This is a genomic window from Ectothiorhodospira variabilis, from assembly GCF_022227625.1.
GTDB classification, from domain to species: Bacteria; Pseudomonadota; Gammaproteobacteria; order Ectothiorhodospirales; family Ectothiorhodospiraceae; genus Ectothiorhodospira; species Ectothiorhodospira haloalkaliphila.
Genome location: NZ_JAJNAO010000004.1, coordinates 24,501 through 50,774, shown reverse-complemented (window position 1 = coordinate 50,774; position 26,274 = coordinate 24,501). Strand labels below are relative to the sequence as shown.

Annotated in this window: 21 protein-coding genes and 2 pseudogenes; 11 read left to right on the top strand and 12 right to left on the bottom strand. The window is 63.4% G+C overall.

Features of this window, described 5'->3' with window-relative positions; genetic code table 11:
* Positions 1 to 19 precede the first annotated feature (19 nt).
* The 3 genes from LPW30_RS06610 to ppx all read left to right on the top strand — a co-directional run bounded on the left by LPW30_RS06610 (position 20) and on the right by ppx (position 2,828).
* The gene (locus LPW30_RS06610; protein WP_025282347.1) at positions 20 to 694 is read left to right on the top strand and encodes a phosphate signaling complex PhoU family protein; all 675 of its coding nucleotides are present in this window, start codon (positions 20 to 22) and stop codon (positions 692 to 694) included.
* A gap of 93 nt (positions 695 to 787) precedes the next feature.
* A complete protein-coding gene (gene sixA / locus LPW30_RS06605; protein WP_239680381.1) occupies positions 788 to 1,303 on the top strand; it encodes a phosphohistidine phosphatase SixA in 516 nt (171 codons plus the stop codon).
* A gap of 25 nt (positions 1,304 to 1,328) precedes the next feature.
* Positions 1,329 to 2,828, top strand: a complete 1,500-nt coding sequence (gene ppx / locus LPW30_RS06600) for an exopolyphosphatase (RefSeq protein ID WP_239680380.1) — start codon at positions 1,329 to 1,331, stop codon at positions 2,826 to 2,828.
* Positions 2,829 to 2,858: 30 nt separating this feature from the next.
* On the opposite strand, the gene ppk1 is transcribed toward ppx, so the two are convergent.
* From ppk1 to mntA, 9 genes are all read right to left on the bottom strand, one after another.
* A complete protein-coding gene (gene ppk1 / locus LPW30_RS06595; protein ID WP_025282344.1) occupies positions 2,859 to 4,934 on the bottom strand; it encodes a polyphosphate kinase 1 in 2,076 nt (691 codons plus the stop codon).
* Positions 4,935 to 5,246: 312 nt separating this feature from the next.
* Positions 5,247 to 6,176 carry an ornithine carbamoyltransferase gene (argF, locus tag LPW30_RS06590; protein ID WP_063465036.1) on the bottom strand — a complete coding sequence of 310 codons (930 nt, stop codon included), beginning with the start codon at positions 6,174 to 6,176 and terminating at the stop codon, positions 5,247 to 5,249.
* Positions 6,177 to 6,185: 9 nt separating this feature from the next.
* A complete protein-coding gene (locus tag LPW30_RS06585) occupies positions 6,186 to 7,364 on the bottom strand; it encodes an acetylornithine transaminase (protein ID WP_238624252.1) in 1,179 nt (392 codons plus the stop codon).
* A 215-nt stretch (positions 7,365 to 7,579) separates the two neighbouring features.
* Positions 7,580 to 8,164 carry a superoxide dismutase gene (locus LPW30_RS06580; RefSeq protein ID WP_239680379.1) on the bottom strand — a complete coding sequence of 195 codons (585 nt, stop codon included), beginning with the start codon at positions 8,162 to 8,164 and terminating at the stop codon, positions 7,580 to 7,582.
* 215 nt (positions 8,165 to 8,379) lie between these two features.
* Positions 8,380 to 8,988, bottom strand: coding sequence for a cytochrome b/b6 domain-containing protein (locus LPW30_RS06575; protein WP_238624256.1), 609 nt, complete (start codon positions 8,986 to 8,988; stop codon positions 8,380 to 8,382).
* Entirely contained in the window at positions 8,981 to 10,603 is a 1,623-nt protein-coding gene (locus tag LPW30_RS06570; RefSeq protein WP_239680378.1) for a tetrathionate reductase family octaheme c-type cytochrome, read from the bottom strand. The genes LPW30_RS06575 and LPW30_RS06570 overlap by 8 nt, the downstream gene beginning before the upstream one ends.
* Before the next feature lie 109 nt (positions 10,604 to 10,712).
* The gene (locus LPW30_RS06565) at positions 10,713 to 11,267 is read right to left on the bottom strand and encodes a glutathione peroxidase (protein ID WP_025282338.1); all 555 of its coding nucleotides are present in this window, start codon (positions 11,265 to 11,267) and stop codon (positions 10,713 to 10,715) included.
* An 89-nt stretch (positions 11,268 to 11,356) separates the two neighbouring features.
* Positions 11,357 to 11,794, bottom strand: coding sequence for a type VII toxin-antitoxin system HepT family RNase toxin (gene hepT, locus LPW30_RS06560; RefSeq protein WP_025282337.1), 438 nt, complete (start codon positions 11,792 to 11,794; stop codon positions 11,357 to 11,359).
* A complete protein-coding gene (gene mntA, locus LPW30_RS06555; RefSeq protein WP_238624258.1) occupies positions 11,784 to 12,179 on the bottom strand; it encodes a type VII toxin-antitoxin system MntA family adenylyltransferase antitoxin in 396 nt (131 codons plus the stop codon). Before mntA ends, hepT begins: the two co-directional genes overlap by 11 nt.
* A gap of 147 nt (positions 12,180 to 12,326) precedes the next feature.
* Between mntA and LPW30_RS06550 the strand changes: the two genes are divergently transcribed.
* Together LPW30_RS06550 and grxD are read left to right on the top strand one after the other, a co-directional pair.
* Positions 12,327 to 14,102 (top strand): N-acetylglutaminylglutamine amidotransferase, encoded by a 1,776-nt coding sequence (locus tag LPW30_RS06550; protein WP_239680377.1) that lies wholly within the window; start codon positions 12,327 to 12,329, stop codon positions 14,100 to 14,102.
* Between the two features lie 433 nt (positions 14,103 to 14,535).
* The gene (gene grxD / locus LPW30_RS06545) at positions 14,536 to 14,853 is read left to right on the top strand and encodes a Grx4 family monothiol glutaredoxin (RefSeq protein ID WP_239680376.1); all 318 of its coding nucleotides are present in this window, start codon (positions 14,536 to 14,538) and stop codon (positions 14,851 to 14,853) included.
* Positions 14,854 to 14,860: 7 nt separating this feature from the next.
* Here grxD and LPW30_RS06540 read toward each other — a convergent pair whose 3' ends face one another.
* From LPW30_RS06540 to pyrC, 3 genes are read right to left on the bottom strand one after another with little or no spacing between them, the layout of a single operon-like run.
* Positions 14,861 to 15,823: a diguanylate cyclase gene (locus LPW30_RS06540; RefSeq protein ID WP_239680375.1), complete on the bottom strand. Its 963-nt coding sequence runs from the start codon at positions 15,821 to 15,823 to the stop codon at positions 14,861 to 14,863.
* 59 nt (positions 15,824 to 15,882) lie between these two features.
* On the bottom strand, positions 15,883 to 16,533 hold the full coding sequence (gene rnt / locus LPW30_RS06535; protein ID WP_025282333.1) for a ribonuclease T: 651 nt from the start codon (positions 16,531 to 16,533) through the stop codon (positions 15,883 to 15,885).
* Positions 16,534 to 16,574: 41 nt separating this feature from the next.
* Positions 16,575 to 17,618, bottom strand: a complete 1,044-nt coding sequence (gene pyrC, locus LPW30_RS06530) for a dihydroorotase (RefSeq protein ID WP_025282332.1) — start codon at positions 17,616 to 17,618, stop codon at positions 16,575 to 16,577.
* Between the two features lie 244 nt (positions 17,619 to 17,862).
* On the opposite strand from pyrC, the gene aceE reads away from it, so the two are divergent.
* From aceE to LPW30_RS06505, 6 genes and pseudogenes are all read left to right on the top strand, one after another.
* Complete coding sequence (aceE, locus tag LPW30_RS06525) at positions 17,863 to 20,526, top strand: pyruvate dehydrogenase (acetyl-transferring), homodimeric type (protein ID WP_025282331.1); 2,664 nt, start codon at positions 17,863 to 17,865, stop codon at positions 20,524 to 20,526.
* Positions 20,527 to 20,571: 45 nt separating this feature from the next.
* Complete coding sequence (locus LPW30_RS06520) at positions 20,572 to 21,930, top strand: dihydrolipoyllysine-residue acetyltransferase (RefSeq protein WP_239680374.1); 1,359 nt, start codon at positions 20,572 to 20,574, stop codon at positions 21,928 to 21,930.
* Positions 21,931 to 21,945: 15 nt separating this feature from the next.
* Positions 21,946 to 22,186: pseudogene (locus LPW30_RS16185) on the top strand (biotin/lipoyl-containing protein); the annotation flags it as partial.
* A 92-nt stretch (positions 22,187 to 22,278) separates the two neighbouring features.
* Positions 22,279 to 23,724 (top strand): annotated as a pseudogene (lpdA, locus tag LPW30_RS06515) (dihydrolipoyl dehydrogenase); the annotation flags it as partial.
* Positions 23,725 to 23,987: 263 nt separating this feature from the next.
* Entirely contained in the window at positions 23,988 to 24,836 is an 849-nt protein-coding gene (locus tag LPW30_RS06510) for an OmpA family protein (protein WP_239680372.1), read from the top strand.
* A 95-nt stretch (positions 24,837 to 24,931) separates the two neighbouring features.
* On the top strand, positions 24,932 to 26,146 hold the full coding sequence (locus LPW30_RS06505) for an argininosuccinate synthase (RefSeq protein ID WP_025282327.1): 1,215 nt from the start codon (positions 24,932 to 24,934) through the stop codon (positions 26,144 to 26,146).
* Positions 26,147 to 26,274 lie beyond the last annotated feature (128 nt).

Sequence of the window (26,274 nt, the reverse complement as noted above, 5' to 3'; positions counted from 1 at the left end):
CTGTTGAGGTTCTCATTCGATGTTTCGACAGCTCTACACCGCCCTGGTCTCCGAAAACACGGTCAACCGGGCCTTTGAAAACCTCACGGACATGCTGGAGCATGGCTGCTGGATGTTCGAGCAGGCCAATGATGTGCTGCATGGCCGCACGCCCTCCGATCAGGTGGGCGACAGCCTCTATGAGCGGGACCAGGCCATCAACGCCCTGGAGCGCTCCATCCGTCGCAAGGTGTTGCGGCACCTGACGGTGAATCCGGGCTACGACGTGGCCATCTGCCTGGCCCTGATGAGCGTGGCCAAGGACGCCGAGCGCATTGGTGACTACTGCAAGAGCGTGTTCGAGGTGGGCTGTCTCTATACCGAGGGCTTCCATGTGGAGAAATACCAGAAGCCCCTGGACGAGATGGCCGAGCAGATGCTGGTCATGTTCTCCGCGGTCATCGAGGCCACCCGCAACTCGGACGAAGGCCATGCCGGCAAGGCCCTGATGCAGGCCGCCGAGATGCGCCGCCGTTGCGATGAGATCATCCGGGAACTGTTCCGCGACGAGGGCCAGATCGAGTTCCATGAGGCCGTGGCCTATTCCCTGCTGGCCCGTCATTACAAGCGCGTGGCCGGTCACCTGGCCAACATCGCCACCGCCGTGCTCGGGCGGTTGGAGGATCTGGATTTCTACCCGGGCAAGGATGCCTGATCGGGGCCTTCATCTCATTGCAACAAGGCGAAGGCATACTGAGGGATGCAGGATCGTGTGAATGGCCACCATCGGGGGGAGACGCCAAGCACCATGGAACAGACCTTCGGACTCATTCTCGTGCGCCACGCACAGGCCGGTGATGCGGTGGAGTTCGCCCGCACCGGCCAACCCGATGATTTGCGCCCGCTCACCGAACAGGGCGTGGAACGCATGCATCGGGCCGCCCAGGGTCTGGCCAGGTTGCTCAAGGGGCCGACCACCCTGTTGAGCAGCCCCTACACGCGGGCCCGCCAGACCGCGAACATCCTCGCCGAATACCTGCCCACCACCGGCCCGCTGGAGATCCATCAATCCCTGGTGCCCGAGGCCCATCCCGGCAGCCTGGATGACGCGCTCCAGCGCAAGCGGGCAGGGCGCACCCTCACCCTGGTGGGGCACGAGCCCCATCTGTCCTGCCTGGTGGGCTGGCTGGTGGCCGGGCGACCCGTTTCCCTGGTGCGAATGAAGAAGGGAGGCGTCTGTTATCTGCATTTTGATGGCCCGCCACAGGCGGGTCGTGCCATCCTGCACTGGCTGCTCACCCAGCGGCACCTGCGCCTGATCTGAAGCCGTCCGCCACAGGGATTCCGCCATGTTTCGACGTCGCCAGCCTTTCGACACCATCGCCGCAGTGGATCTGGGATCCAACAGCTTTCACATGATCGTGGCACGCGTGCGTGATGGCCAGGTCCACGTGCTGGACCGCCTGCGCGAGACCGTACGCCTGGCCAGCGGTCTGGATCATCGGGGCAATATCAGCGATGAGGCCATGGAGCGGGGCCTGGCCTGCCTGGAGCGCTTCGGCCAGCGGGTGCGGGAACTGCCCCTGGGCAGCGTGCGTGCAGTGGGGACCAACACCCTGCGCAAGGCCCGGGATGCGGGCGACTTTCAGGAGCGCGCCCGCGAGGCCCTGGGGCATCCCATCGAGATCATCGGCGGACGTGAGGAGGCCCGCCTGATCTACCTGGGCGTGGCCCACTCCCTGGCGGATGATGGCGGACGTCGCCTGGTGGTGGATATCGGCGGGGGCAGTACCGAACTCATCATCGGCGAGCGCTTCGAACCCATTCACATGGAGAGCCTGCACATGGGCTGCGTGAGCATGGGGCGCTGGTACTTCCCCAACGGGGAGATCAAGACCACCGCCTGGCGCGCCGCCGAGATCGCGGCCCGGCTGGAGTTGCAGCCCATTGAGGGCCATTACAAGCGGGTGGGCTGGCAGGACTCCCTGGGCGCCTCTGGAACCCTCCTGGCAGTCGCCAGGATCCTGCGTGAGCAGGGTTGGTGCGAGAACGGGATTTCCATGGATGGGTTACGCAAGCTGCGTGAGGCGTTGTTGAAAGCGGGGCATGTGGATCGTGTCGACCTCAAGGGCCTGAGCGAGGATCGACGCCCGGTACTGCCTGGCGGGATGGTGGTGCTCGTATCCATTTTCGAGGCCCTTCAGATCGAGCACATGCGGGTGTCCGACGGGGCCCTGCGGGAAGGGCTGGTCTATGACCTGCTGGGCCGCAACGGCCACGAGGATGTGCGCAGCCGCACCATCAATGGTCTGATGAAGCGTTTTCAGGTGGACGAGGCCCACGCCCTGCGGGTGGAGCACACCAGCCTGCAACTGGTGGAACGCGTGGGCGAGGAGTGGGAGCTGGATCAGGACGATGCCGAGAGCCTGGCCTGGGCGGCCCGGCTGCATGAGGTGGGCCTGAGCATCTCCCATAGCCAGTACCACAAGCACGGTGCGTATCTGGTGGAGAACGCGGATCTGGCCGGCTTCACCCTGCAGGGGCAGCAGCGCATGGCCTTGCTGGTGCGTGCCCATCGCCGCAAGTTTCCCACCAAGCCCTTTGAGGCCCTGCCTGCTCGGGAACGCCGCGTGCTGCAGCGATTGGCGATCCTGTTGCGTATGGCGGTACTGCTGCACCGGGCCCGTACCGATATTGAAGTGCCCATCCAGGAGATCAGGGTCAAGGATCGGAGTCTCAAGCTGCGCCTGGCAGAAGGCTGGCTGGAGGCGCATCCTCTGACGCGGGCAGATCTGGAACGTGAGGCTGAACACCTGCGCAATGCGCAGTTCAAGCTCAAGTTCGAGTAAGGAAGGGCCGCGCCTGGAAGCGGACCTCGGTCAGGGCCCGGTGAGCAGTTCCAGCAGTTCCTGTTGTGCCGACCGGGGCTTCTGGTTGCCGGTGGGTTTCAGGCGCTGGTAGGTGCCGTCACTCTGCAGCACCCAGGTCTGGGTGTTATCGGCCACATAGGCCAGCAGGGACTCGTTCAGCACCCGCTCACGAAGATCCGGATGATCCACCGGGAAGGCGGTCTCCACCCGGCGGAAGAAGTTGCGTTGCATCCAGTCCGCGCTGGAGAGGAACACCTCCGGGGTATCGCCGTTCTTGAAGTAGAACACCCGGGAGTGCTCCAGGAAACGACCCATCACCGAGCGCACCTGGATGTTCTCGGAGACGCCAGGGACCCCGGGGCGCAGGGAGCAGATGCCCCGGACCACCAGATCGATCTTCACACCCCCCTGGGAGGCCCGATACAGGGCCTGCACCAGACGTGGCTCGATCAGGGAGTTCATGCGGGCGATGATGCGTCCGCCACGGTTGGCCTTGGCATGCTCGATCTCACGGTCGATGCGCTCGATCATGCCCGAATGCAGGGTAAAGGGTGATTGCAGGAGCTTGCGCAGCTTGGATACCTTGCCCAGGCCCGTGAGTTGCTGGAAGATCTTGTGCACGTCCTCCCCCACCACCTTGTCGGCGGTCAGCAGACCCAGGTCGGTATAGGCCCTGGCGGTGCCGGCGTGGTAGTTGCCGGTGCCCAGATGCACGTAACGCTTGATCTGGCTCTTCTCCCGGCGCACCACCATCAGCAGCTTGGCGTGGGTCTTGTAACCCACCACCCCATAGGTGACGTGGGCTCCCGCGTCCTGCAGGCGGTTGGCCAGCTGGATATTGGCCTCTTCATCAAAGCGGGCCCGCAGTTCGATCACCACGGTCACTTCCTTGCCCGCCTGGGCCGCCTCCACCAGGATATCCACCAGTTGGGAACGCACACCGGTGCGGTACAAGGTCTGCTTGATGGCCAGCACGTTGGGGTCACGGGCGGCCTGGCGGATGAACTCCACCACCGGCACGAAGGACTGATAGGGATGGTGCAGCAGCACATCGCCGCGGCGGATGGTGTGGAAGATGTCCGAGGCAGAGGTGAGCGACGGGGGCAGGGCGGGCACGAACGGGGGGAATTTCAGATCCGGGCGGTCCACCAGTTCATGCACGGCCATGAGCCGGTTCAGATTCACCAGACCGTTCACCTGATACAGGTCCTCCCGGCCCAGCTTGAACTGGCGCAGCAGGAAGTCGGCCACCTTGTCGGGGCAGTTGTCGGCCACCTCCAGACGCACGGCCTCGCCATAATTGCGCTGGGGCAGTTCCCCTTCCAGGGCCATGAGCAGGTCGTCGATCTCCTCCTCATGGACGAACAGATCCGAGTTGCGGGTGAGGCGAAACTGGTAACAGCCGGTCACCTTCATGCCCTGGAACAGCTCGCCCACATGGGCATGCAGGATGGAGGACAGGAATACAAAGTCGTGGTCGCCCTTGGCCAGTTCCCGGGGCAGGCGGGCCAGGCGGGGCAGGGAGCGCGGCGCCTGTACCACGGCCATGCGGCTCTCGCGACCGAAGGCATCCTTGCCCTCCAGGGTGACAATGAAGTTCAGGCTCTTGTTGAGGATGCGCGGGAAGGGATGTGCCGGGTCCAGCCCCAGCGGGGAGAGCACCGGCAACAGTTCCATGTTGAAGAATTCCTTGACCCACGCGGCCTGGTCTGACGTCCACTGGGTGCGGCGCACGAAGCGGATGTTGGCCTCGGCCAGGGCGGGGATGAGGATGTCATTGAGGGTGCTGTACTGGTCGTCCACCAGATCGTGGGCGCACTGACCGACCCGGGCGAGCTGCTCGCCAGCGCTCAAGCCATCGGCGCCCGGATTGCTCACCCCCAGGGCGAGTTGCTGCTTGAGCCCGGCCACCCGGATCTCGAAGAACTCATCCAGGTTGGTGGACGAGATGCACAGATAGCGCAGCCGCTCCAGCAGGGGCATGTTCTCCTGCTTGGCCAGCTCCAGCACCCGCTGATTGAAGCCCAGCAGGCTCAGCTCACGGTTGAGGTAAAGCTCCGGGTTGGTCAGGTCTATATCGTTCACGCTTATCATCCCCAGCTGTTGCCCGGCAGGAGGCAGCCCCTGGCACCCGCCCCTGTTCTGCCCGGTAGACTTGTCCTGTCAATTGGCCTTGTTCCGCCAAGCGCCTGTGTTGTCCAGGCGCCTTATTCCGCCCCCCGCGGGAGCGGCCCTTGGCCGCGAAGCCCATGCCGGGAAGAACTCCGGTGAATATCCCGGCTCCCATTCGCGGGCAGGCCCGCTCCTACAGGGGCGAGGTCCGGTGGTTCTGGTTGCCGGCACCCTAGCTTACAAATGTGAACATTCCATGACAGGGTTGCGGGCAACCTCGCAGGCTCAGGACTCAGGCAGTCTCTGGGTGTCCCAGGCCAGCAGGAACTCCAGCAGGGCCTTCTGGGCATGCAGGCGGTTTTCGGCCTCGTCCCAGACCACGCTCTGCGGTCCTTCCAGTACCTCGGTGCTCACCTCTTCCTCCCGGTGTGCCGGCAGGCAGTGCATGAACAGGGCATCCGGGGCGGCACGGGCCATGAGTTCGCTGGTGACCACGTAATCCCCGAAGGCCCGACGGCGCGCCGATTGTTCCTGCTCCTGACCCATGCTGGCCCATACGTCGGTGACGATGAGATGCGCTCCTTCGGCTGCCTCCATGGGGTCGCGCACCATGTGCACCGACCGTCCACCCGAGGCCAGGATCAGCGGATCCGGGTCGTAACCCTCGGGGCAGGTGATGCGCAACTCGAACCCCAGGCGTTCGGCGGCGTGGATGTAACTGTGGCACATGTTGTTGCCATCGCCCACCCAGACCACCGTACGACCGGCGATGTCACCGCGCAATTCGAACCAGGTCTGCATGTCTGCCAGCAACTGACAGGGATGCTCAAGATCGGTGAGGCCATTGATCACCGGCACCCGGGAGTAGGCGGCAAAGCGTTCCACCTTCTCATGCTCATAGGTGCGGATCATGACCGCGTCCACCATCCGCGAGAGCACGCGGGCCGAGTCCTCGATGGGCTCGCCACGACCCAGCTGGGTGTCCTTGGGGGACAGGAACAGCGCATGGCCGCCCAGTTGCTGCATGCCCACTTCAAAGGACACCCGGGTGCGGGTGGAGGATTTCTCGAAGATCATCGCCAGGGTCTTGCCGGCCAGGGAAGCATGGGGCGTGCCCTCGCGCTGTTGCACCTTCATCTGCATGGCGCGCTGGATCAGGTGACGCAGCTCCTCGGTGGACAGGTCCAGCAGGGACAGGAAATGACGAACAGCCATGGGTACTCCTCAGGCGGCCTGGGCCGCGAAGCGTTCCACCAGGGTGGCGACGGTGTCGATGATTTCGTCGGCCTGGGCCTGGTCAATGATCAAGGGGGGCAGCAGGCGGATCACGCGTTCTGCGGTGACGTTGATCAGCAGGCCGGCCTCCAGGGCCTGGCCCACCAGTTCGGCGCAGGGACGGTCCAGTTCGATGCCGATCATCAGGCCCTTGCCACGGATCTGGCGAACGGCAGGGTGCCCGTCCAGGCGCCTGGCGAAACCCTCGGTCAGATACTCACCCATGCGCCGCGCGTGGTTGGGAAGATCCTGCTGTTCCAGGGTGTCGAGCACCGCCAGCGCGGCGGCGCAAACCAGCGGATTGCCGCCAAAGGTGGTGCCGTGGGTGCCGGGTGTGAACAGACCCGTGGCCGGGCCGGCCACCAGGGTGGCGCCGATGGGCACGCCATTGCCCAGACCCTTGGCCAGGCTGAGCACGTCGGGCGTCACATCTTCGTGCTGGTAGGCGAACAGTTGCCCCGTGCGGCCGATACCCGCCTGAATCTCGTCCAGCATGAGCAGCCAGCCGGCCTGGTCGCAGAGTGCCCGCAGGCCCTTGAGATAGCCCGCCGGCGGGATGCGGATGCCGCCCTCGCCGGTAATGGGTTCCACCAGTATGGCCACTACATCGGGATGCTCGCTCAGGGCCCGGACCGCTTCCAGGTCACCGTGAGGGACGCGTACAAATCCTTCCACCAGGGGGGCGAAGCCCTTCTGGATGGCGGCATTGCCGGTGGCGGTGAGGGTGGCCAGGGTGCGGCCGTGGAAACTGCCCTCCATGACGATGACGGTGGGGCGCTCCACACCCTTGCCATGCCCGTGCAGACGCGCCAGCTTGAGTGCCGCTTCGTTGGCCTCGGCCCCGGAGTTGCAGAAAAAGGCCTGCTGCATCCCCGCGGCCCGGGTGAGTCGCTCGGCCAGACGGGTCTGGAGGGGGATTTCATACAGGTTGGAGGTATGCACCAGGGTGCGCGCCTGCTCACACAGCGCTTCGGCCACTGCCGGGTGTGCATGGCCCAGGCCGCACACGGCGATGCCCGAGAGTGCGTCCAGATAACGGCGGCCCTGGCTGTCCCACAGCCAGGCACCTTCACCGCGCTCAAAGGCCACCGGTTGGCGCTTGTAGTTTTGCACCAGGGCGTCTGACATCGGGTGAATCCCCTCCATAAAACGAAAAAAGGCAGCCCATGGCTGCCGGCATGAATCGCGCTCCGTGCGCCGGATGATCAATACGGAAAGATCGACGGTTCCCTGTTCCTGCCCGGAATCATACGATGCCCCACGCCTGCACGCAAAGTCACCGGTGGAGCCTGGGGCCCCCCTCCCCCAGGGGAGAGGGGTTGGGGTGAGGGGAGCGAGCCCCTTCACCCAAAGTTTTTCGCCACAAACTCCCAGTTCACCACATTGAAGAAGTTCTCAATGTACTTGGGGCGCGCATTCCGGTAGTCGATGTAGTAGGCATGCTCCCACACATCCATGGTCAGCAGGGGGGTCATGCTGCCGTCGGTGAGCGGCGTCTGGGCATTGCTGGTGTTGACGATCTCCACCTGACCGCTGGGGTTCTTCACCAGCCAGGTCCAGCCGGAACCAAAGTTGCCGGCACCCGAGGCGGCGAACTTTTCCTTGAACTCGGCGAACGAACCAAAGGCCTGGTTGATGGCGTCCGCCAGGGCGCCCGTGGGTTCACCGCCGCCGTTGGGGCTCAGGCAGTTGAAGTAGAAGGTGTGGTTCCACACCTGCGCCGCATTGTTGAACACGCCGCCGGCCGGGGCCTTCCTGATGATGTCCTCCAGCGACAGGTTCTCGAATTCGGTCCCCGCGATCAGCTTGTTGAGGTTCGTCACATAGGTGGCGTGGTGCTTGTCGTGGTGATACTCCAGCGTCTCGGCGGAGATGTGTGGTTCCAGGGCCTTTTTGTCGTAAGGCAGGGGAGGCAGTTCGTGGTTCATGCATCGTCTCCTTGCTGGCCGCGCTGAGCGCGACATTGAAAGTCTGGACTCAGTCTAAAAGATGGCCGGCGCTATTGGAATAGTTTCACGTTAACGACAGCCCTGAATGATGCTGCCGAAAATGCGTTTTGGCAATGAACTCATGATAATCTCGAGCCGTCCATCACTGCCGTCAGGATACCCATGCCACGACCCCGCGGTCCACGGACCGGGGCCTACTTGGCGCTTTCGTGTTCCTTCTCCCAGCCGGTGATCATGACCTTGATCTTTTCCAGCGGGGTGTGGCCCGTCGTGGTCAGGTAGACATGCACGATCACGAAGGCCAGCATGAGAAAGGCCCCCAGGGTGTGCGCCACAGCCACCTGCTGCAACCCAATGAACTCCGGCATGAAGCCCTTCAAGCTGCCCCAGAAAAGATAGATCAGTCCGGAGATCCAGATCAGGGGATTGATCAACAGCTTGATCCCCAGATAGGCAAGGCGCTGCAGGGGGTTGTGCTTGCGTTCCACCGTGATGTGGTAGGGATGGTTGGCGCCGATGAAGATACCGTAGGCGTAATAGCGCACCATCCGGTCAATATTGCGCAGCGTCGGGATGTAGTGCTTCCATTGTCCGGTGGTGAAGTGCCAGAAGATGGCGAAGATCCATAGCCCGATCAGCAGCCAGGCGGCGATTTCGTGAACTTCCACCGCTGTCTGAAAATCCAGAAGGCTGTGGGTACCGTGGATGGCCAGCCCCGAAAACAGCAGCGTGAGGATCAGGGCTGCCTGAGACCAGTGCCAAAAACGCTCAAAACGGGTGAACAGGTAGATTCGCTTACTCATGGGGAGCGCCTCTCTTGCGCATGCGGCTGACCAGACGGGTACCACCATGGGCGGCAACCCCCAACAGCATCAGACCCGCCAAGCCGAATCCGATCCCATCCACCCAGGGATGACTGTCTCGGCCCGGTAGCCAGATGCCGGGGACATCATCCAGACGCCCGCCCGGCCGGTGGCAGTCTGCACAGGCCAGGGCGTCTTCGGCGGGAGCCACCATGTGGGTAATGGGCCAGGTCATGCGAGTGTCAACAAAATCGAATTCGCCGCTGAAGGGACGCCCCGTGGCAGCCATGCCGGCTTCGATGGCCTTGGTGAAGTCGAAATTGAACCAAAGGGAAGTGTCATTGGGGATGGCCACCTGCATGACTGTCAGCTGGCGGTGTTCCGTGTCATAGGGTTGGCGGCCGCTGAATTTTTTCACGGGCCAGATGCGAGCCTCCTCGGCACCGGGAGTGCCGCGGAAACGGTTGACGTGGAAAACCTGCCCCGGTTCCACCGGGGCGTCCGGCTGGATGTAGTCCACGCTGCCATCAAACCACAGGTATTCAGGAACCACGTTTTCCTTGGGGACGAAGCTGCCCTTGCGGCTGTCGTAGACCAGGTGGCCCTGTTCGTTCCTCAGCATGAAGGGCTTGCCGTCCCCATCCATCCGCGTGGCCTCGGACCAGTCCCAGGCCATCCTCGTGGGAACACCGCCACGCGCATAGGTCGGGATATGGCAGGTCTGGCAGGCGAGGGTGTGGGCGTGATTGTTCAGGCGCTCGGCGTGCAGAAGGTCGCCGCTGTGGGGTCGTTCCCCATGGCAGGCCTGGCATGAGGCTGGATTCCGATCGTCCTTGCGGCCTCGCATGATGGGCCCCTGGGCGTCACTGGCGGTCATGGACAAGCGACTGCCAGGTACCTTGTGATCCCGGGTTTCGTGGCACTGGGCACAACTGAAGTTCAGCCCGTCGCTGGCCATGTGCACGTCCAGTTCCCGACCGGGGTCGACCAGGGAGGAATCCAGGTCGCCGTGTTTCACGCCATCGCCGCCCCCTCCATAAAAGTGGCAGCTGCCGCAAGCCTCCCGACTGCTGACCCCCACGCTTCGGGCAGCCGCCACCAGGTCCGTGGGTTCGTAAAACTTGCCCGAATCGGGTGGATATTCCGTGCGTTCGTAGGCCGGGTGACCGGCCAGACCGAAGGGTTTGACGTAATCTTCTGCGGAATGGCAGACGAGGCAGTCAACGTTGCGCTCCGCCGTGAAGTCGAACTGATCGTCCTCCCAGCCATAGCCGGCATGGCAGGCTGCGCAAAAGGCTTCGTTGGATTGATGGCCGATGCAGAAGGCGTTGAGCATCGTCTTCTTGCCCAGCGGCTTGCCCTTGACCGGATCCTGGTATTCCCAGGTCCAGTGCGGGGACTGCATGAGTTGGGCCGCCGCCTCGGTGTGGCAGCCCAGACAGGCTTCGGTGACCTCCTGCCCCGTCGCGAACGGCCCTTCCAATTCCTTGAATTTGGTGTGATCGGCTGTGGAGGCCGCCAGAGGGCCGCTCACCAGCCATATGGTCAGTAATAGTGCTGTGCCCAGCACCCACCATTGGGCTGTTGCCGGCCCATCAGCGGGTGACGCGGGCATGAACCTCGCCGCGTGTCTCACCCTCCATCTCCCCGAATCTTTATTTAGTTATATTCGGAGATTATGGTGATATGACCAGAACCGATCAATGGCTTTTATCAATGCACATTCACTCTCCCAGCAACGCCTCAATGGCACGCTGGAAACGCTGCGAGTCCGGCGAGACCATGCTGGAATAGGCGGCGACCACCTGGCCGTTCCGGTCCACCAGATACTTGTAGAAGTTCCAGCGGGGCGCACGGCTCTGTCGCGCCAGTTCCTGGAAGATGGGATGGGCGTCATCTCCCCGGACCCCAATGGGCGCGAACATGTCGAAGCTCACCCCGAAGTTGCGAAAGCACACCCGGGCCGTCTCTGCTTCGTCGCTGGCCTCCTGATTGAAGTCGTTGGAGGGAAATCCCATCACCTTGAGCCCCCGGTCGGCGTATTTCTCATGGATCGCTTCAAGGCCCGAGAACTGACCGGTAAAGCCGCAATGACTTGCGGTGTTGACGATCAGCAGCGGCTGGCCGGCGAATCGCTCCCTCAGGTTCACCACCTCACTGGAATGCAGGCGCCGCATATCGTGATCGAAAAGATCTGTATGGCCGGGCGGTTCCTGCACCGCAAAAGCCGGGGACGCAAGCAAGGGAATCAGCAGGCAGACGGACAGGAATCGGATCATGACGGGGCCTCCACGGATTGTCCCGGTTGAGACCACCCGGGAAAGCCTGAGTTCATGGGTGGGGCTTTTGTGTCCAGGCACCGTACGACTCAGGCCTGGTCACCCTGGGGGCGCCTGGCATCGCGTTTCAGGATTTGCCCGGAGTAGGCCAGAAAATCATCCAGATGGTGCTTGATGATGCTGATGGTGATGGGTAGTTGCAGGCTCTGGTAATCGTGCACGGCAATATTTCGAAAACCCACCATGCGTCTCATGACATCCGCCAGGTCCGGGCCGATCCAGCCGCCGCGATGCAGCAGCGTGAATACGTCCCGGGCGCTTTGGGGTACCCCAAGACGTTCGCGCCGGATCAGGTGCTGGCCCATGTCCAGTGCTGCTTCGCAGGCACGCTGGATATTGAGGATCGCTGCATCCTGGCGCGTGTAGTCCTGGGGGAACCCCTCGGGATTGGCTGCATATTCCTCTCGAGCCCGGGCCACGCAGCGCTCGATGGTGGCCGCCTTGTTGATCAGGACATCATCCGCCATGGACTTGCCCCCGCTTGCCGATGTCCTCCAGCAGGCCCGCGCGGGCCATGTCGAGCTCGGTCTTTTCGCTGAGTATGGCGGCCTCGTAGAGTGTGGTGCGGCTATCCAGGGCCCACCAACGCTCCCCGCGGGTGATGATCTGATATTGCATCACCGTGGAGGCAGCCCGCAGGTCCACCAGGTCCACCGGGCAGCCCGCCACATCTGCCAGTTCGCCGGATACCTCCCAGAGCAGCAGCACATCGGCATATCCCGCCACCAGAACCGCCAGGTCCAGGTCACTCTCGGGCCCGGCTGTTCCGTGAATGCGGCTGCCGAAGGCATAAATGCCCATGAGCCCCGGCACCCGGTCTTGCAGTCGCTGAATGATCTCTGCCTGATTCATCGGTTTCCTCCCATTCCCTTGAGTCTATCGTGTTTGCCCTTGGGGGGCAGGGCGGACGCAACCGGGCCCCTGAGGTGACGACGCGGGCGGTGCCTGAAATAATGACTCCCTGAGCTCAGCCTGGAATCAAACAAGGAATCACGCTTCATGTGCGGCATCTGCGGCGAACTGCATTTCAAGGGCACGCGGCCCGACCTGGCCTCCATCCGGCGCATGCTGGATCGTCTGGAGCGGCGCGGGCCGGATCACGAGGGGAGTTACTCCGACGGCCCCCTGGCCTTCGGGCATCGACGCCTGTCCATCCTGGATCTGTCGGAGCGCTCCAATCAGCCCATGGTGGACCCGGAGCTGGGTCTGGCGGTGGTCTTCAACGGCACCCTCTACAACTTCCGGGAACTGCGCGCGGAACTGGCCGGCCGGTATCGCTTTTTCTCCACCGGGGATACCGAGGTAATCCTCAAGGCCTACCATGCCTGGGGGGAAGACTGCGTCAAGCGTTTCCATGGCATGTTCGCCTTTGCCGTCTGGGATCTGCGTGAACAGCGCCTGTTCCTGGGCCGCGACCGGATGGGCATCAAGCCCCTGTATTACAGCCTCACCGATCAGCGCCTGCGCTTTGCATCCAATATTCAGGCCCTGCTGGCGGCCGGCGATGTGGACACCGGCTTCGACCCGGTGGCCCTGCATCATCACTTCACCCTGCATGCGGTGGTGCCGGCGCCGCGCACCCTGTTCAAGGGCGTGCGCAAGCTGCGGCCCGGCCACACCCTCACGCTGGAGCATGATGGCCGTGTCCGGGAGCAGCGTTACTGGGCCCTGGAGGCCGTGCGGCCCGATACCCCACTGTCGCCCGAGGAATGGACCCAGGCTATCCATGACAGCCTGCGCCAAGCAGTGAAAAAACGGCTGGAGGTGGCGGATGTGCCGGTAGGCGTGCTGCTCTCCGGTGGGCTGGATTCCAGCCTACTGGTGGCCCTGCTGGCCGAGTCCGGCGTGCGCAACCTGCAGACCTTTACCGTGGGTTTTGAGGATCAACCCGAGGAGAAGGGCAGCGAGTTCGAGTTCTCCGATCCGGTGGCCGAACGCTACGCCACGGTGCACCATCGCTTTCACGTACCCAACGACCAGGTGCTTCAGCGCCTGCCCGAGGCCGTGGATCAAATGGCCGAGCCCATGGTGGGCCAGGATGCCGTGGCCTTTTACCTGCTCTCCGAACAGGTGTCCCAGCATGTGAAGGTGGTTCAATCGGGGCAGGGGGCGGATGAGGTCTTCGCTGGCTATTTCTGGTATCCGCGCATGGTGGCGGAAACGGAAGGCTCACGGGTGGAGCGTTTCGCACGGCATTACTTCGACCGGGATCACGACGAGTTCCTGCAGATGCTGGCCCCGGAGCTGGTGAGCGAGGATCACACCCGTGCCCTCATCGAGGCGGCCCTGAACGAACCGGGGGCCGACACCCTGCTGGACGCGGTGCTGCGCCTGGATGTGACCACCCTGGTGGTGGATGACCCGGTGAAACGGGTGGACAACATGACCATGGCCTGGGGCCTGGAGGCCCGGGTGCCGTTCCTGGATCACGAACTGGTTGAACTGGCCGCACGCATGCCACCGGAACTCAAGCTGGCCGAGGGCGGCAAGGGAGTGCTCAAGCACATCTCCCGCGGGCTGCTGCCGGATTCGGTGATCGACCGCCCCAAGGGGTACTTCCCGCTGCCGGCGCTGAAATACGTGCGCGGCCCGTTCCTGGACTTCATGCGTGACATCCTGGATTCCCAGGCCTGTCGGGAGCGGGGGCTGTATCAGCGTGATTACGTGCAGCGCTTGCTGGCCGAGCCGGAGAAGCACCTCACCCGCATCCAGGGCAGCAAGCTGTGGCATCTGGCCCTGCTGGAGTTCTGGCTGCAGCGCCAGGGCGTTTCCTGAACCGTGTGGGGGCTGGTCTCCCTGTGGGAGCGGGCCTTGCCCGCGAAGGCGGTGGGCACATCAGCATGGTCAGGGCGCTGCTGGCGCAGCGCATCGCCGGCAGGGCCAGCTCCCACAAGAACCTTGCTCACTGCCCCCTCTACTGCAGGCCCTCTGACTGACGCGCTCCCGGCAAAGGCCTCCTTCGGGACGACAGGCTGATCCTCACCCGCCCTTGAACTGCAACAGACACTGTGGGAGCTGGCCTGCCAGCGATGCGCTGCGGCAGCAGCCGCCGGAGTGTGTGCCCACCGCTTTTGGGGAGACCAACTCCCGCAGGGGGTGCGAGCCTCTGTTCCGTGGTACCATACGGAATTAATCAGGTATGGTCAGGTCGCAGTGACAACGGCCCGGCCGCCCCCTCATCAACACAAGACAACACGAGGTGATGCCAGTGGACGCTCTTGACCGCATCCGTCAGCAGGTGGAAGAAAATCCTGTTGTCATTTACATGAAGGGCACGCCGCAGTTTCCCATGTGCGGTTTTTCCAATCGGGCGGTATCGGCCCTCAAGGAATGTGGCAAGCCCTTTGCCTACGTGAACGTGCTGGCCGACCAGGAAATCATGCAGAGTCTCCCCAGCTTGGCCAACTGGCCCACCTTCCCGCAGATCTACGTAAAAGGCGAACTCATCGGTGGGTGTGACATCACCCTGGAGATGTTCGAGTCGGGCGAGTTGCAAACCATGGTGGCGGAAGCAGCGGGGGAGTAAGGCCTGCTTAGCTGACCACCACCTCATTACCCCCGGCCGCGCGGGCCGCTTCCAGATTGCTGCCAGCCTTTTTCATGAGTTCGCGGATGGTCATTAGCGGCTGCTGGTAGTCGTGGAAATGGGCGCCGATGGACACACGGATGGGCACCTTGCCCTCCGACGTGGTGATGCCATCCTGGGAAAGACTTTGCAGAACGCGTCCCAGCAGTTCCCGGTTGAACTGCTGGGGAGAGTGCACATGCAGGAGCAGGGCGAATTCCTCACCGCCGATCCGTGCCACCAGGTCGGTGGGGCGTACTGATAGTCGCAGGCGTTTGGCAAACCCCAGCAATACCTCATCCCCAAGGTCGTGGCCCAGGTGCTGGGACACCTGATCCACATGATCCAGGTCCACCAGCGCCAGGCACAGACCGCCCCCGCGTGCCTGGGTTTCCAGCACCAACACCTCCAGTCTCTGGTTCAGGGCACGTTGATTGGCGAGGCCGGTGATGGGATCGGTAGTGGAGAGGTTTTCCATGTGCTGATTGGCGGCCTTCAGGGCCGCAGACGTCTCCAGCAAGCGATTCTGCAGCGTCGCCATGCGCCCCGCCGCGAACACGCGGGCGGCGAGCTGCATGTTGTGGATCGGCTTGGTGAGATAGTCGTCCACACCCTGATGGAAGGCCTCCAGCATGGCCTCATCCCCCTCCTTGGCGGTGAACAGGATGATGGCCGTGTAGCGCTCTTCCTCCTCGTCCCGCGTGCGGATGGCCGCCGTCAACTCCAGACCGTTCATTTCCGGCATCACCCAGTCTGCCAGCACCACGTCCGCTCGCCGCTCCACCAGCAGCGACAGAGCCTCGGGGGCCGAGGCGGCCAACCTGACGTCATCGTAGCCCACCCGTTCAAGGGTGTTCTTCAATACCGTCCGGCTGTATTGCATGTCATCGACGATGAGGATCGATAACGCAGGCGGTGTGGACGAGGTCATTGGAGACGATCACCTACTGAAAAAAGTGTGACTTACGTCTCCCTCTTATAAGCAAGCCATCAGGCCTTGTCCACGTTTTCCGTCACCAACGGTGTCACATGGCCGTTCCAGCGGTTCATCACATCACAAAAGATGTCGGCGGTCTTTTCGGCATCGTAGGTGGCCGAATGGGCCTCGGCGTTGTCCCAGGAAAGGCCTGCCTGCTGCGCGGCCCGGGCCAGGACGGTCTGACCATAGGCCATGGCCGAGAGGGTGACCGTGTCCAGGTTGCTGAAGGGATGGAAGGGGTTGCGCTTGAGCTTGGTGCGTTCGGCCGTGGCATTCACGAAGGCCAGGTCGAAGCCGGCGTTATGTCCCACCAGGATGGCCCGGGTACAGTGATTGAGCTTGACCTCCTGGCGCACCTCGCGAAAGACCTCCCGCAGTGCCTCGTCCTCCGGCGTGGCGATCCGCAGGGGGTGCCAGGGGTTGATGCCGGTGACCTCCAGGGACTTGGGGTCCATGTGTGCCCCTTCAAAGGGTTGCACATGATGGGACAGGGTGCGGTGGCGACGGATGTAGCCCTGCGCATCCATGCGCAGGATGACGGCAGCGATCTGCAGCAGCGCGTCGGTTTGCGGGTTGAAGCCCCCGGTTTCCACGTCCACCACCACGGGTAGAAAGCCACGGAAGCGGTTGCCCATGGGGCGAAAGTCAGCATCTTCGGTCATGGGCATAGGGTATCAGTTCTCGAGGGGCTGGGGGCTTTACCTCAGTCCACCAGTCGCCAGCTCAACTGACCACCTGCCCGCAGGGGCACCACGCGCTCCTTGCCGAAGGGATAGGCCTCGGGCAGGGACAGAGGTTCGCGCCTGAGGGTGATGAAGTCCTCGTTGACCGGCAGACCGTAAAAGGCCGGGCCGTTCAGGCTGGCAAAGGCTTCCAGCTTGTCCAGTGCGCCGGCCTGCTCGAAGGCCTCGGCATAGAACTCGATGGCCGCCGGGGCACTGAAGATGCCGGCACAGCCGCAGGCGCTTTCCTTGGCCCCCTGGGGGTGCGGCGCACTGTCGGTGCCCAGGAAGAAACGGGGATGCCCCTCTGCCAGGGCCTCCATGATGGCCACTCGGTGGGTTTCCCGCTTGAGTACGGGCAGACAGAAATGATGGGGACGCATGCCGCCCTGGAACAGCGCATTGCGGTTCATGAGGATGTGCTGGGGCGTGACGGTGGCGCCCACCCGCTCCGGTGCCTCACGCACGAACTCCACCGCCTGGGCCGTGGTGATGTGCTCCAGCACGATCTTCAGGCCCGGGAACTGCTCCACCAGCGGGATCAGGGTGTTGTCGATGAACACCTGCTCACGGTCGAAGATGTCCACCGAGGGGGCCGTGGCCTCCCCGTGCACCAGCAGTGGTAGCCCCAGATCCTGCATGGCCTGCAGGGTGGGGTAGGTATTGCGAATGTCTGTCACCCCCGCATCGGAATGGGTGGTGGCCCCGGCCGGATAAAGCTTCACACCCACGATCAGGCCACTGTCCACCGCCTTGCGAATCTCCTTGGGGGAGGTGCTGTCGGTGAGATAGATTGTCATCAATGGATTGAAGTTCGAACCCTGCGGCAAGGCATCAAGAATGCGCTCACGATATTGCAGGGCCTGCTCCACACTCACCACCGGCGGTTTGAGATTCGGCATGATCACCGCCCGTGCGAACTGTCGCGCCGAATGCGGCACTGCATCACCCAGAACGTCACCGTCCCTTACATGCAAATGCCAGTCATCAGGGCGCCGGATACGCAGTTCTTCGATTGTTGCCATTGTGTGATTTTCCTAGATTAAATCGGGACTTGGCGTGTTGCAGTGAAGCATTTTCAGCCTTGCCCGGTTTCTTGACCTGTTGCGTCAAAAGTTCGAACATAATGGCCAAGGCGGTACAGCCCAGCCTCATTAAAACGATAACAACAGTGTTTCAAAACCACCTCCCGCGCTTGTGATGAACCACCCACTCGTGTGGGGCGATGACGAGTGTCCAAAGCCGGGCCTAACGGATGGAGAATGATTGATGAACGCGCAGACAATGCCGCAGGATCTGGACGCGCAGGAAACGCAGGAATGGCTGGACGCCCTTGAAGCCGTCATCCAGGCCGATGGCCCGGAACGCGCTCACTACCTGCTGGAAAAGCTGGTGGATCAGGCGCGGCGTTCCGGTACCTTCCTGCCTTATTCCGCCAATACCGCCTACGTCAATACCATCCCCCCGCACCTGGAGCCGGAATACCCCGGCGACGCGGAGCTGGAACACCGCATCCGCTCTTACATCCGCTGGAACGCCCTGCTCATGGTGGTGAAGGCCAATCGTATCAGTTCGGAGCTGGGCGGGCATATCGCCAGCTTCGCCTCGGCGGCCACCTTGTACGACGTGGGCTTCAATCATTTCTGGCGCGCCCCCAGCCACGAGCATGGCGGCGACCTGGTCTTCATCCAGGGGCACTCCGCCCCCGGTGTCTATGCCCGATCCTTCCTGGAAGGGCGGTTGAGTGAACAACAGCTGGATGGTTTCCGTCAGGAAGTCCCGGGGAATGGATTGCCCTCCTATCCCCACCCGTGGTTGATGCCGGATTACTGGCAGTTCCCCACGGTGAGCATGGGTCTGGGGCCCATCACCAGCATCATGCAGGCCCGCTTCATGAAGTACATGAACGACCGGGGCCTGGCCAGCAGCCGGGATCGCAAGGTGTGGTCCTTCCTGGGGGATGGCGAGACCGACGAGCCGGAATCCCTCGGCGCCATCAGCCTGGCGGCCCGGGAAAAGCTGGACAACCTCATCTTCGTGGTCAACTGCAACCTGCAGCGCCTGGATGGCCCGGTGCGCGGCAACGGCAAGATTGTCCAGGAGCTGGAGGCGATGTTCCGTGGCGCCGGCTGGAACGTGATCAAGGTGCTGTGGGGCAGCTACTGGGACCCGCTGCTGGCCAAGGACACCAAGGGCCTGCTCAAGGATCGCATGATGGAGGCCGTGGACGGCGACTATCAGAACTACAAGGCCAAGGACGGTGCTTACGTGCGCGAGCACTTCTTTGGCAAGTATCCCGAGCTCAAGGCCATGGTGGCCAACATGTCCGATCCGGATATCTGGCGCCTCAACCGCGGCGGTCATGACCCCTTCAAGGTGTACGCCGCTTACGAGGCGGCGGTGAACCACACCGGACAGCCCACCGTGATCCTGGCGCAGACGGTGAAGGGTTACGGCATGGGTTCGGCGGGCGAGGGGCAGATGCGGGCCCACCAACAGAAGAAGATGGGCATCGACGAGATCCGCGCCTTCCGGGATCGCTTCAGCATCCCGGCAACCGACGACGACGTGGAAAATCTGCGCTACCTCAAGCCCGAGGAGGACGCGCCGGAGATGAAATACATGCGCCAGCGGCGTGAGTCGCTGGGGGGCTACCTGCCGGTGCGCAAATCCATCGTGGCGCCGCTGGAGATCCCGGATCTTTCCCTGTTTGCTGGCTCGCTGGAGGATTCCGGTGACCGGGAGCTCTCCACCACCATGGCCCTGGTGCGCATGCTCACCCAGCTCACCCGCGACAAGAAGGTGGGCCATCATGTGGTGCCCATCGTGCCCGATGAGGCGCGTACCTTCGGCATGGAAGGGCTGTTCCGGCAGTTGGGCATCTATTCCTCCGTGGGTCAGCTCTACGAGCCCCAGGACAAGGACGAGGTCATGTTCTACAAGGAGGCCAAGAAGGGGCAGATCCTGGAAGAAGGGATCAACGAGGCCGGTGCACTGTCCTCCTGGATGGCTGCGGCCACCGCCTACAGCGTGCACGGCGTGAGCATGATTCCCTTCTACATCTTCTACTCCATGTTCGGCTTCCAGCGGGTGGGGGATCTGATCTACGCCGCCGGGGACATGCAGGCCCGGGGTTTTCTCATCGGCGGCACGGCTGGGCGCACGACGCTCTCCGGGGAAGGGTTGCAGCACCAGGATGGCCACAGCCACATGATGGCTGCCAACGTGCCCAACTGCATCAGCTACGATCCCACGTTCGCCTACGAACTGGCTGTCATCCTGCATGACGGCATGCGCCGCATGTACTCGGAGCAGGAGAGCGTCTTCTACTACATCACCACCATGAACGAGAACTACCATCAGCCCGCCATGCCCGAGGGCGCCGAGGAAGGCATCCGCAAGGGCCTGTATCGACTGCAGGCGGGAGGGGAAGCCAAGGCCCGGGTGCAACTCATGGGTTCGGGCACCATCCTGCGGGAAGTGATCGCCGCGGCCGACCTGCTGCGGGATGATTTCGGCGTGGAGTCGGATATCTGGAGCGCCACCAGCTTCAACGAGCTGGCCCGGGAGGGTCGTGCCACCGACCGCTGGAACATGCTCAACCCCGAAAAATCCCCGCGCGAGTCCTGGGTATCCCGGTGTCTGGCGGATGCCCGGGGTCCGGTGGTGGCCTCCACGGATTACGTGAAGGGTTACGCCGATCAGATCCGTGCCTGGGTGCCCGGACGCTACGTCACGCTGGGCACCGATGGGTTCGGTCGCAGCGACCTGCGCCAGCGGCTGCGACACCATTTTGAGGTGGACCGTTACTACGTTGCCGTGGCCGCCCTCAAGGCCCTCGCAGATGAGGGGGCGCTGCCGGTGGAAACGGTCATGGAGGCGATCCGCAAGTACGAGATCGACGTGGACAAGGTCAATCCCCTGCACGCCTGATACCCCCGGCTGTGGTGAACCTCAATTTCAGACAGGAGTTGCGTGATGGGCAACGTGGTTGAAGTGAAGGTCCCGGACATCGGGGACTTCAAGGATGTGGAAATCATCGAAGTGCTGGTGTCCGAGGGCGATCGGGTGGAACCGGAGGACTCCCTTATCACCCTGGAGTCGGACAAGGCCTCCATGGACATCCCCTCGCCCCAGGGCGGTATTGTGAAGGGCGTGAAGCTCAAGGCCGGGGAACGCGTGTCGGAGGGTACCCCGATCCTGGACCTGGAGGTGGAAAATGCCTCGGCCGATGAAGATGCTGATTCCACCGCGAAGGAGGACACGGCGACACCCTCGGGCAAAGACGACCACAAGGAATCGGCCCAGGGGACCGGGAAGGAGGCTGGACCGGCCCGGTCGGATGACACTCAACGCGGCGCAGAACAGGCAAGCGGGTCATCGGCAGCCTCGACCGGACCGCGGCCATCGCCCACTGCAGGTCTGGTGAATGAAGAGGGCTTTCGCAAGGCTCATGCCTCGCCCGCCGTGCGTCGCTTTGCCCGGGAACTAGGCGTGGACCTGGGGCGCCTGGAAGGCTCGGGTCGCAAGGGGCGCATCCTCAAGGAGGACGTGCAGGCCTTCGTCAAACGCTCCCTTTCACAGGGGGCCTCCAGCGGACTCGGTGTGCCACCAGCCCCGGAGATCGACTTCTCCCGCTTTGGCCAGGTGGAAACCCAGGCCCTCACCAAGATCAATCGCCTCACCGGCGAATACCTGCATCGCAACTGGGTGACCATCCCCCATGTCACGCAGTTCGACGAGGCAGATATCACCGAACTGGACGGCTTTCGCCGCTCCCTGGTGGATGAGTACAAGGACAAGGGGGTGAAGATCACCTTCCTGGTGTTCCTGATGAAGGCGGTGGTCTCGGCCCTGAAGGAGTTCCCCCGCGTGAATTCCTCGCTGGATGCCGCTGGCGAGAACCTGATCGTGAAGAAGTACTATCACCTGGGTATTGCCGTGGACACCCCCGACGGCCTGGTGGTGCCGGTGGTCCGCGACGTGGATCGCAAGAGCCTGGTGGAGCTGGCCCGGGAGCTGGCCGAGATCTCCGAGAAGGCCCGCAAGCGACGCCTGAAGAGCAAGGACATGGAGGGCGGCTGCCTCACCATCACCAGCCTGGGCGGCATCGGCGGCACCCATTTCACCCCCATTGTGAACGCACCGGAAGTGGCCATCCTGGGGGTTTCCAAGGCCAGGATGCAGCCGGTGTGGGATGGCAAGGCGTTCAACCCCCGGCTGGTATTGCCCTTGTCGTTGTCCTACGATCACCGCGTTATCGACGGGGCCCTGGGGGCCCGGTTCACCAGTTACCTGAGCGGCCTGCTGTCCGACATGCGGCGGATGCTGCTGTAGACGAGGAAGAGATTCATGGCAAAGGTGGTTACGATCCCGGTTCCTGACATCGGCGAATTCAAGGATGTGGAGGTCATCGAGGTCCTGGTTCAGCCAGGCGACAGCGTGGATGTGGAGGACTCCCTGATCACCCTGGAATCGGACAAGGCCTCCATGGATATCCCGTCTCCCCATGCGGGCACGGTGAAGAAGGTGCTGCTCAAGGCCGGTGACAAGGTTTCCAAGGGGGGCGACATCCTGGAATTGGAGATGGCGGACGAGGGCACCCAGGGTGACGCCTCCGGATCGTCATCATCGGATGACAAGAGCGATGCCCCGGAGGCTCAGTCCGGGGACACGAAGTCCGGAAAGTCTGCCCCGAAAGCCGCCAGCCACACGGGCGACGTGGACCAGCGCTGCCAGTTGCTGGTGCTGGGCTCGGGTCCTGGCGGCTACACCGCCGCCTTCCGGGCTGCCGACCTGGGCATGGACGTGATCATGGTGGAGCGTTATCCGGTGATCGGTGGTGTCTGCCTGAACGTGGGCTGCATCCCCTCCAAGGCCCTGCTGCATTCCGCCCAGGTGATCGAGGAGGCCGAGGAATTCGAGCGTCATGGCATCCAGTTTGGCAAGCCCGAAATCGATTTGAAGAAACTGGCGGGTTACAAGGATGGCGTGGTGAAAAAGCTCACCATGGGCCTCAAGCACCTGGCCAAGCAGCGCAAGGTCACCGTGGTCCAGGGGGTGGGCCGTTTCACCTCTCCCAACACCCTGGCCGCGTCCAGTGATGAGGGTGAACAGGTGATCGGGTTTGAGCAGGCCATCGTGGCCGTCGGCTCACGCCCCGTGCATCTGCCCAGCTTCCCCTGGGATGACGAGCGGGTGATGGACTCCACCGGCGCCCTGGAGTTGCGCGACATCCCCGAGCGCCTGCTGGTGGTGGGTGGGGGCATCATCGGCCTGGAAATGGCCTGTGTGTACGATGCCCTGGGATCTGCCGTCACGGTGTGCGAACTGTCCAGTGATCTGATGCCCGGGGCCGATCGGGATCTGGTCAAGCCCCTGGAGAAGCGCATCAAGGGGCGTTACGAGAATATCTTCACCGGCACCAAGGTCACAGCGGCCGAGGCCACTGATGAGGGTATCCGTGTCTCCTTCGAAGGGGGCAAGGCCCCGGAGCAGGACACCTTCGACCGGGTGCTGGTGGCGGTGGGGCGCCTGCCCAATGGCGGCGGGATCGAGGCCGAGGCGGCGGGCCTGCAGGTGGACGAACACGGTTTCATCAAGGTGGACAAGCAGATGCGTACCAATGTGTCGCATATCTTCGCCATCGGTGACGTGGTGGGCGGCCCCATGCTGGCCCACAAGGCCACCCACGAGGCCAAGGTGGCCGCCGAGGTGGCGGCGGGCCAGAAGTCCCACTTCGATGCCCGCGCCATTCCCAGCGTGGCCTACACCCACCCGGAGGTGGCCTGGATGGGCCTGACGGAGACCGAGGCCAAGAAGCAGGGGATCGAATATACCAAGGGCGTGTTCCCCTGGGCGGCCAGTGGTCGCGCCATCAGCGTGGGGGGCGAGAGCGGGGTGACCAAGCTGCTGCTGGATGAGCACAATCGTGTGATCGGCGCCGGCATCGTCGGTCCCAACGCCGGCGAGTTGATCGCCGAACCCACCCTGGCCCTGGAGATGGGCGCCGACGTGGAGGATCTGGGCCTGACGGTGCATCCGCATCCCACCCTGTCGGAAACGGTGTGCTTCGCAGCCGAGGTGGCTCACGGCTCCATCACGGATATCCTGCCACCCAGGAAGAAGTAGCCTTTCTCCTGCCTCCCTGGCAGCAAGCCCTTGTGGAACCAGGCCCTTCCCGGAAGCAAGGCCTTCTGCCAGCAAGACCTTGTGGGGGGGCGGGCCCTTGTGGGAGCGGGCCTCGCCCGCGAAAGCGGCGGCCCCAAACCTCCGGGCGCTGCTGCCGCAGCGCATCGCTGGCAGGCCAGCTCCCACGGTGCCGGACCCAAGGTCACGGTGCTCGGCCTGGAGAAGTGTTCAATCTTTCCCGCCGCTGGCCGATAATCAAGGTCATGAAGCCTCGCTCCCTTGCCCTGCTGCTGACCCTCGCCCCGGCCACCCTGGGCGCGGTGGAATACACCCCCCGCATGGCCGACGCCCGTTGGACGGTGACCACCGACGACAACCTTTGCGAGCTGGCCCAGTACATCCCCCGCTACGGCACCGCCCGATTCCTGACTCGCCCGGGGCAGCCAGTTCAGTTCAATGTGGAAGTGCGCACCTCGCTCCCCGAGCCGGACGTGGGTCATCTGGCCCTCAGGCCGCCCCGGTGGCGCCACGATCTGCGCAACCGGGACCTGGAAGCCGTCCACCTCCACGCCGGGGACACCCTGCTGACACTCCGCCGGGACCGGGCGCTGGAGGTGTACTACGCCCTGGAAACCGGTCATGAAGTCATCCTCACCCATCCGGATGCCGGACGTGGCGCCGATGCAGTGCGAGTGGTCCTCTCCCCGGTTCGTTTTCGTGAGGTGCTGGCCGATTTCCGCGCCTGCCAGGGAGATCGCGTGTACCTGGATTTCGTCAGCCTGGAAGACTGGCGGGTGCATTTCGACTTCGACGAAAGCGAGATGCGTGATGAGGATGAATTCTCCCTGGGTCAGGTGGTCCGCCACCTGATGAACCACCCTGATCGACGGGTGGTGCTGGGTGGCCACACGGACGAGCAGGGTAGCGTCCAGTACAACCAGGGCCTGTCCCTGCGCCGTGCCCAGGCTGTCCAGCGTTTGCTGCGCCAGGAAGGCATCGCCGCCGATCGCATCGAAACCCGTGCCTTCGGCGAGACATGGCCGCTGGACCCGGACTCCAACGAGGCGGCCTGGGCGCTGAATCGGCGGGTGGATATCTGGGTGACCCGGTAGCGCCTGCCTCCCTCAAGCCCGTGGCCACGGCATGCCCTCCCTTAGTATACTCAGCCGTTTGATCCAATCGTCGTCTGTTGCAGGGGTTGCCATACATGGCCAGTGAAGTGAACAAGGTCGTACTCGCCTATTCCGGCGGGCTTGATACGTCGGTCATCCTCAAGTGGCTGGAGGATACCTATGGCTGCGAGGTGGTGACCTTCACCGCCGATATCGGCCAGGGCGAGGAAGTGGAGCCCGCCCGCACCAAGGCCCAGGCCCTGGGTGTGAAGGAGATCTATATCGAGGACCTGCGTGAGGAATTCGTGCGGGACTTCGTCTTCCCCATGTTCCGCGCCAACGCCGTGTACGAAGGCGAGTATCTGCTTGGCACCTCCATCGCCCGGCCCCTGATCGCCAAGCGCCTGGTGGAAATCGCCAACGAGACCGGCGCCGATGCGGTGTCCCACGGCGCCACCGGCAAGGGCAATGACCAGGTGCGCTTCGAGCTGGGCGCCTACGCCCTCAAGCCCGGCGTCCACGTGATCGCCCCCTGGCGGGAGTGGGATCTCACCTCCCGGGAAAAGCTCCTGGCCTACGCCGAGAAGCACAGCATCCCCGTGGAGATGAAACGTGGCAAGAAGTCCCCGTACTCCATGGACGCCAACCTGCTGCACATCTCCTATGAGGGCAATCAACTGGAAGACCCCTGGTTCGAGGCCGAAGAGGACATGTGGCGCTGGTCGGTCTCCCCCGAGGCTGCCCCGGACAAGGCCGAATATGTGGAGATCACCTTCGAGCAGGGCGACCCGGTGGCCATCAATGGCGAACCCATGAGCCCGGCCACCCTGCTGGATCACCTGAACCGCCTGGGCGGCGCCCATGGCGTGGGTCGCCTGGACCTGGTGGAAAATCGCTACGTGGGCATGAAGTCCCGGGGCTGCTATGAAACCCCCGGCGGGTCCATCCTGCTCAAGGCGCATCGCGCCATCGAATCCCTCACCCTGGACCGGGAAGCGGCCCACCTGAAGGACGAGCTCATGCCCCGCTATGCCAGCCTCATCTACAACGGCTACTGGTGGAGCCCCGAGCGGCGCATGATGCAGTCCCTCATCGATGCCTCGCAGACCCATGTGAACGGAATCGTCCGCATCAAGCTCTATAAGGGCAATGTCATCATCGCCGGGCGCCAATCCGCCACCGACAGTCTTTTCGATACCCATATCGCCACGTTTGAGGACGATGCCGGGGCCTACGACCAGAAGGATGCCGAGGGCTTCATCAAGCTCAATGCCCTGCGCATGCGCATCGCAGCCCAGCGAGGGCGTTGAACGGCGACGGCCGACGGCGGCCTTTCCAAAGGACAGTTCATTGCCAGTTCCGAAGTCTGAAGCCACCACACCCCGGGGAGGGCTTTCGCCCCGACGCCCCGGGGTGCTGCCGTTCATCCTGCTCGTGC

What these genes read in the sequence shown, in the direction of transcription:
- LPW30_RS06610 (WP_025282347.1), top strand. Translation starts at nt 20, where the DNA reads ATGTTTCGACAGCTCTACACCGCCCTGGTCTCCGAAAACACGGTCAAC.
- sixA (WP_239680381.1), top strand. Translation starts at nt 788, where the DNA reads ATGGAACAGACCTTCGGACTCATTCTCGTGCGCCACGCACAGGCCGGT.
- ppx (WP_239680380.1), top strand. Translation starts at nt 1,329, where the DNA reads ATGTTTCGACGTCGCCAGCCTTTCGACACCATCGCCGCAGTGGATCTG.
- argF (WP_063465036.1), bottom strand. Translation starts at nt 6,176, where the DNA reads ATGGCTGTTCGTCATTTCCTGTCCCTGCTGGACCTGTCCACCGAGGAG.
- LPW30_RS06585 (WP_238624252.1), bottom strand. Translation starts at nt 7,364, where the DNA reads ATGTCAGACGCCCTGGTGCAAAACTACAAGCGCCAACCGGTGGCCTTT.
- LPW30_RS06580 (WP_239680379.1), bottom strand. Translation starts at nt 8,164, where the DNA reads ATGAACCACGAACTGCCTCCCCTGCCTTACGACAAAAAGGCCCTGGAA.
- LPW30_RS06575 (WP_238624256.1), bottom strand. Translation starts at nt 8,988, where the DNA reads ATGAGTAAGCGAATCTACCTGTTCACCCGTTTTGAGCGTTTTTGGCAC.
- LPW30_RS06570 (WP_239680378.1), bottom strand. Translation starts at nt 10,603, where the DNA reads ATGCCCGCGTCACCCGCTGATGGGCCGGCAACAGCCCAATGGTGGGTG.
- LPW30_RS06565 (WP_025282338.1), bottom strand. Translation starts at nt 11,267, where the DNA reads ATGATCCGATTCCTGTCCGTCTGCCTGCTGATTCCCTTGCTTGCGTCC.
- hepT (WP_025282337.1), bottom strand. Translation starts at nt 11,794, where the DNA reads ATGGCGGATGATGTCCTGATCAACAAGGCGGCCACCATCGAGCGCTGC.
- mntA (WP_238624258.1), bottom strand. Translation starts at nt 12,179, where the DNA reads ATGAATCAGGCAGAGATCATTCAGCGACTGCAAGACCGGGTGCCGGGG.
- LPW30_RS06550 (WP_239680377.1), top strand. Translation starts at nt 12,327, where the DNA reads ATGTGCGGCATCTGCGGCGAACTGCATTTCAAGGGCACGCGGCCCGAC.
- LPW30_RS06540 (WP_239680375.1), bottom strand. Translation starts at nt 15,823, where the DNA reads ATGACCTCGTCCACACCGCCTGCGTTATCGATCCTCATCGTCGATGAC.
- rnt (WP_025282333.1), bottom strand. Translation starts at nt 16,533, where the DNA reads ATGACCGAAGATGCTGACTTTCGCCCCATGGGCAACCGCTTCCGTGGC.
- pyrC (WP_025282332.1), bottom strand. Translation starts at nt 17,618, where the DNA reads ATGGCAACAATCGAAGAACTGCGTATCCGGCGCCCTGATGACTGGCAT.
- aceE (WP_025282331.1), top strand. Translation starts at nt 17,863, where the DNA reads ATGAACGCGCAGACAATGCCGCAGGATCTGGACGCGCAGGAAACGCAG.
- LPW30_RS06520 (WP_239680374.1), top strand. Translation starts at nt 20,572, where the DNA reads ATGGGCAACGTGGTTGAAGTGAAGGTCCCGGACATCGGGGACTTCAAG.
- LPW30_RS06510 (WP_239680372.1), top strand. Translation starts at nt 23,988, where the DNA reads ATGAAGCCTCGCTCCCTTGCCCTGCTGCTGACCCTCGCCCCGGCCACC.
- LPW30_RS06505 (WP_025282327.1), top strand. Translation starts at nt 24,932, where the DNA reads ATGGCCAGTGAAGTGAACAAGGTCGTACTCGCCTATTCCGGCGGGCTT.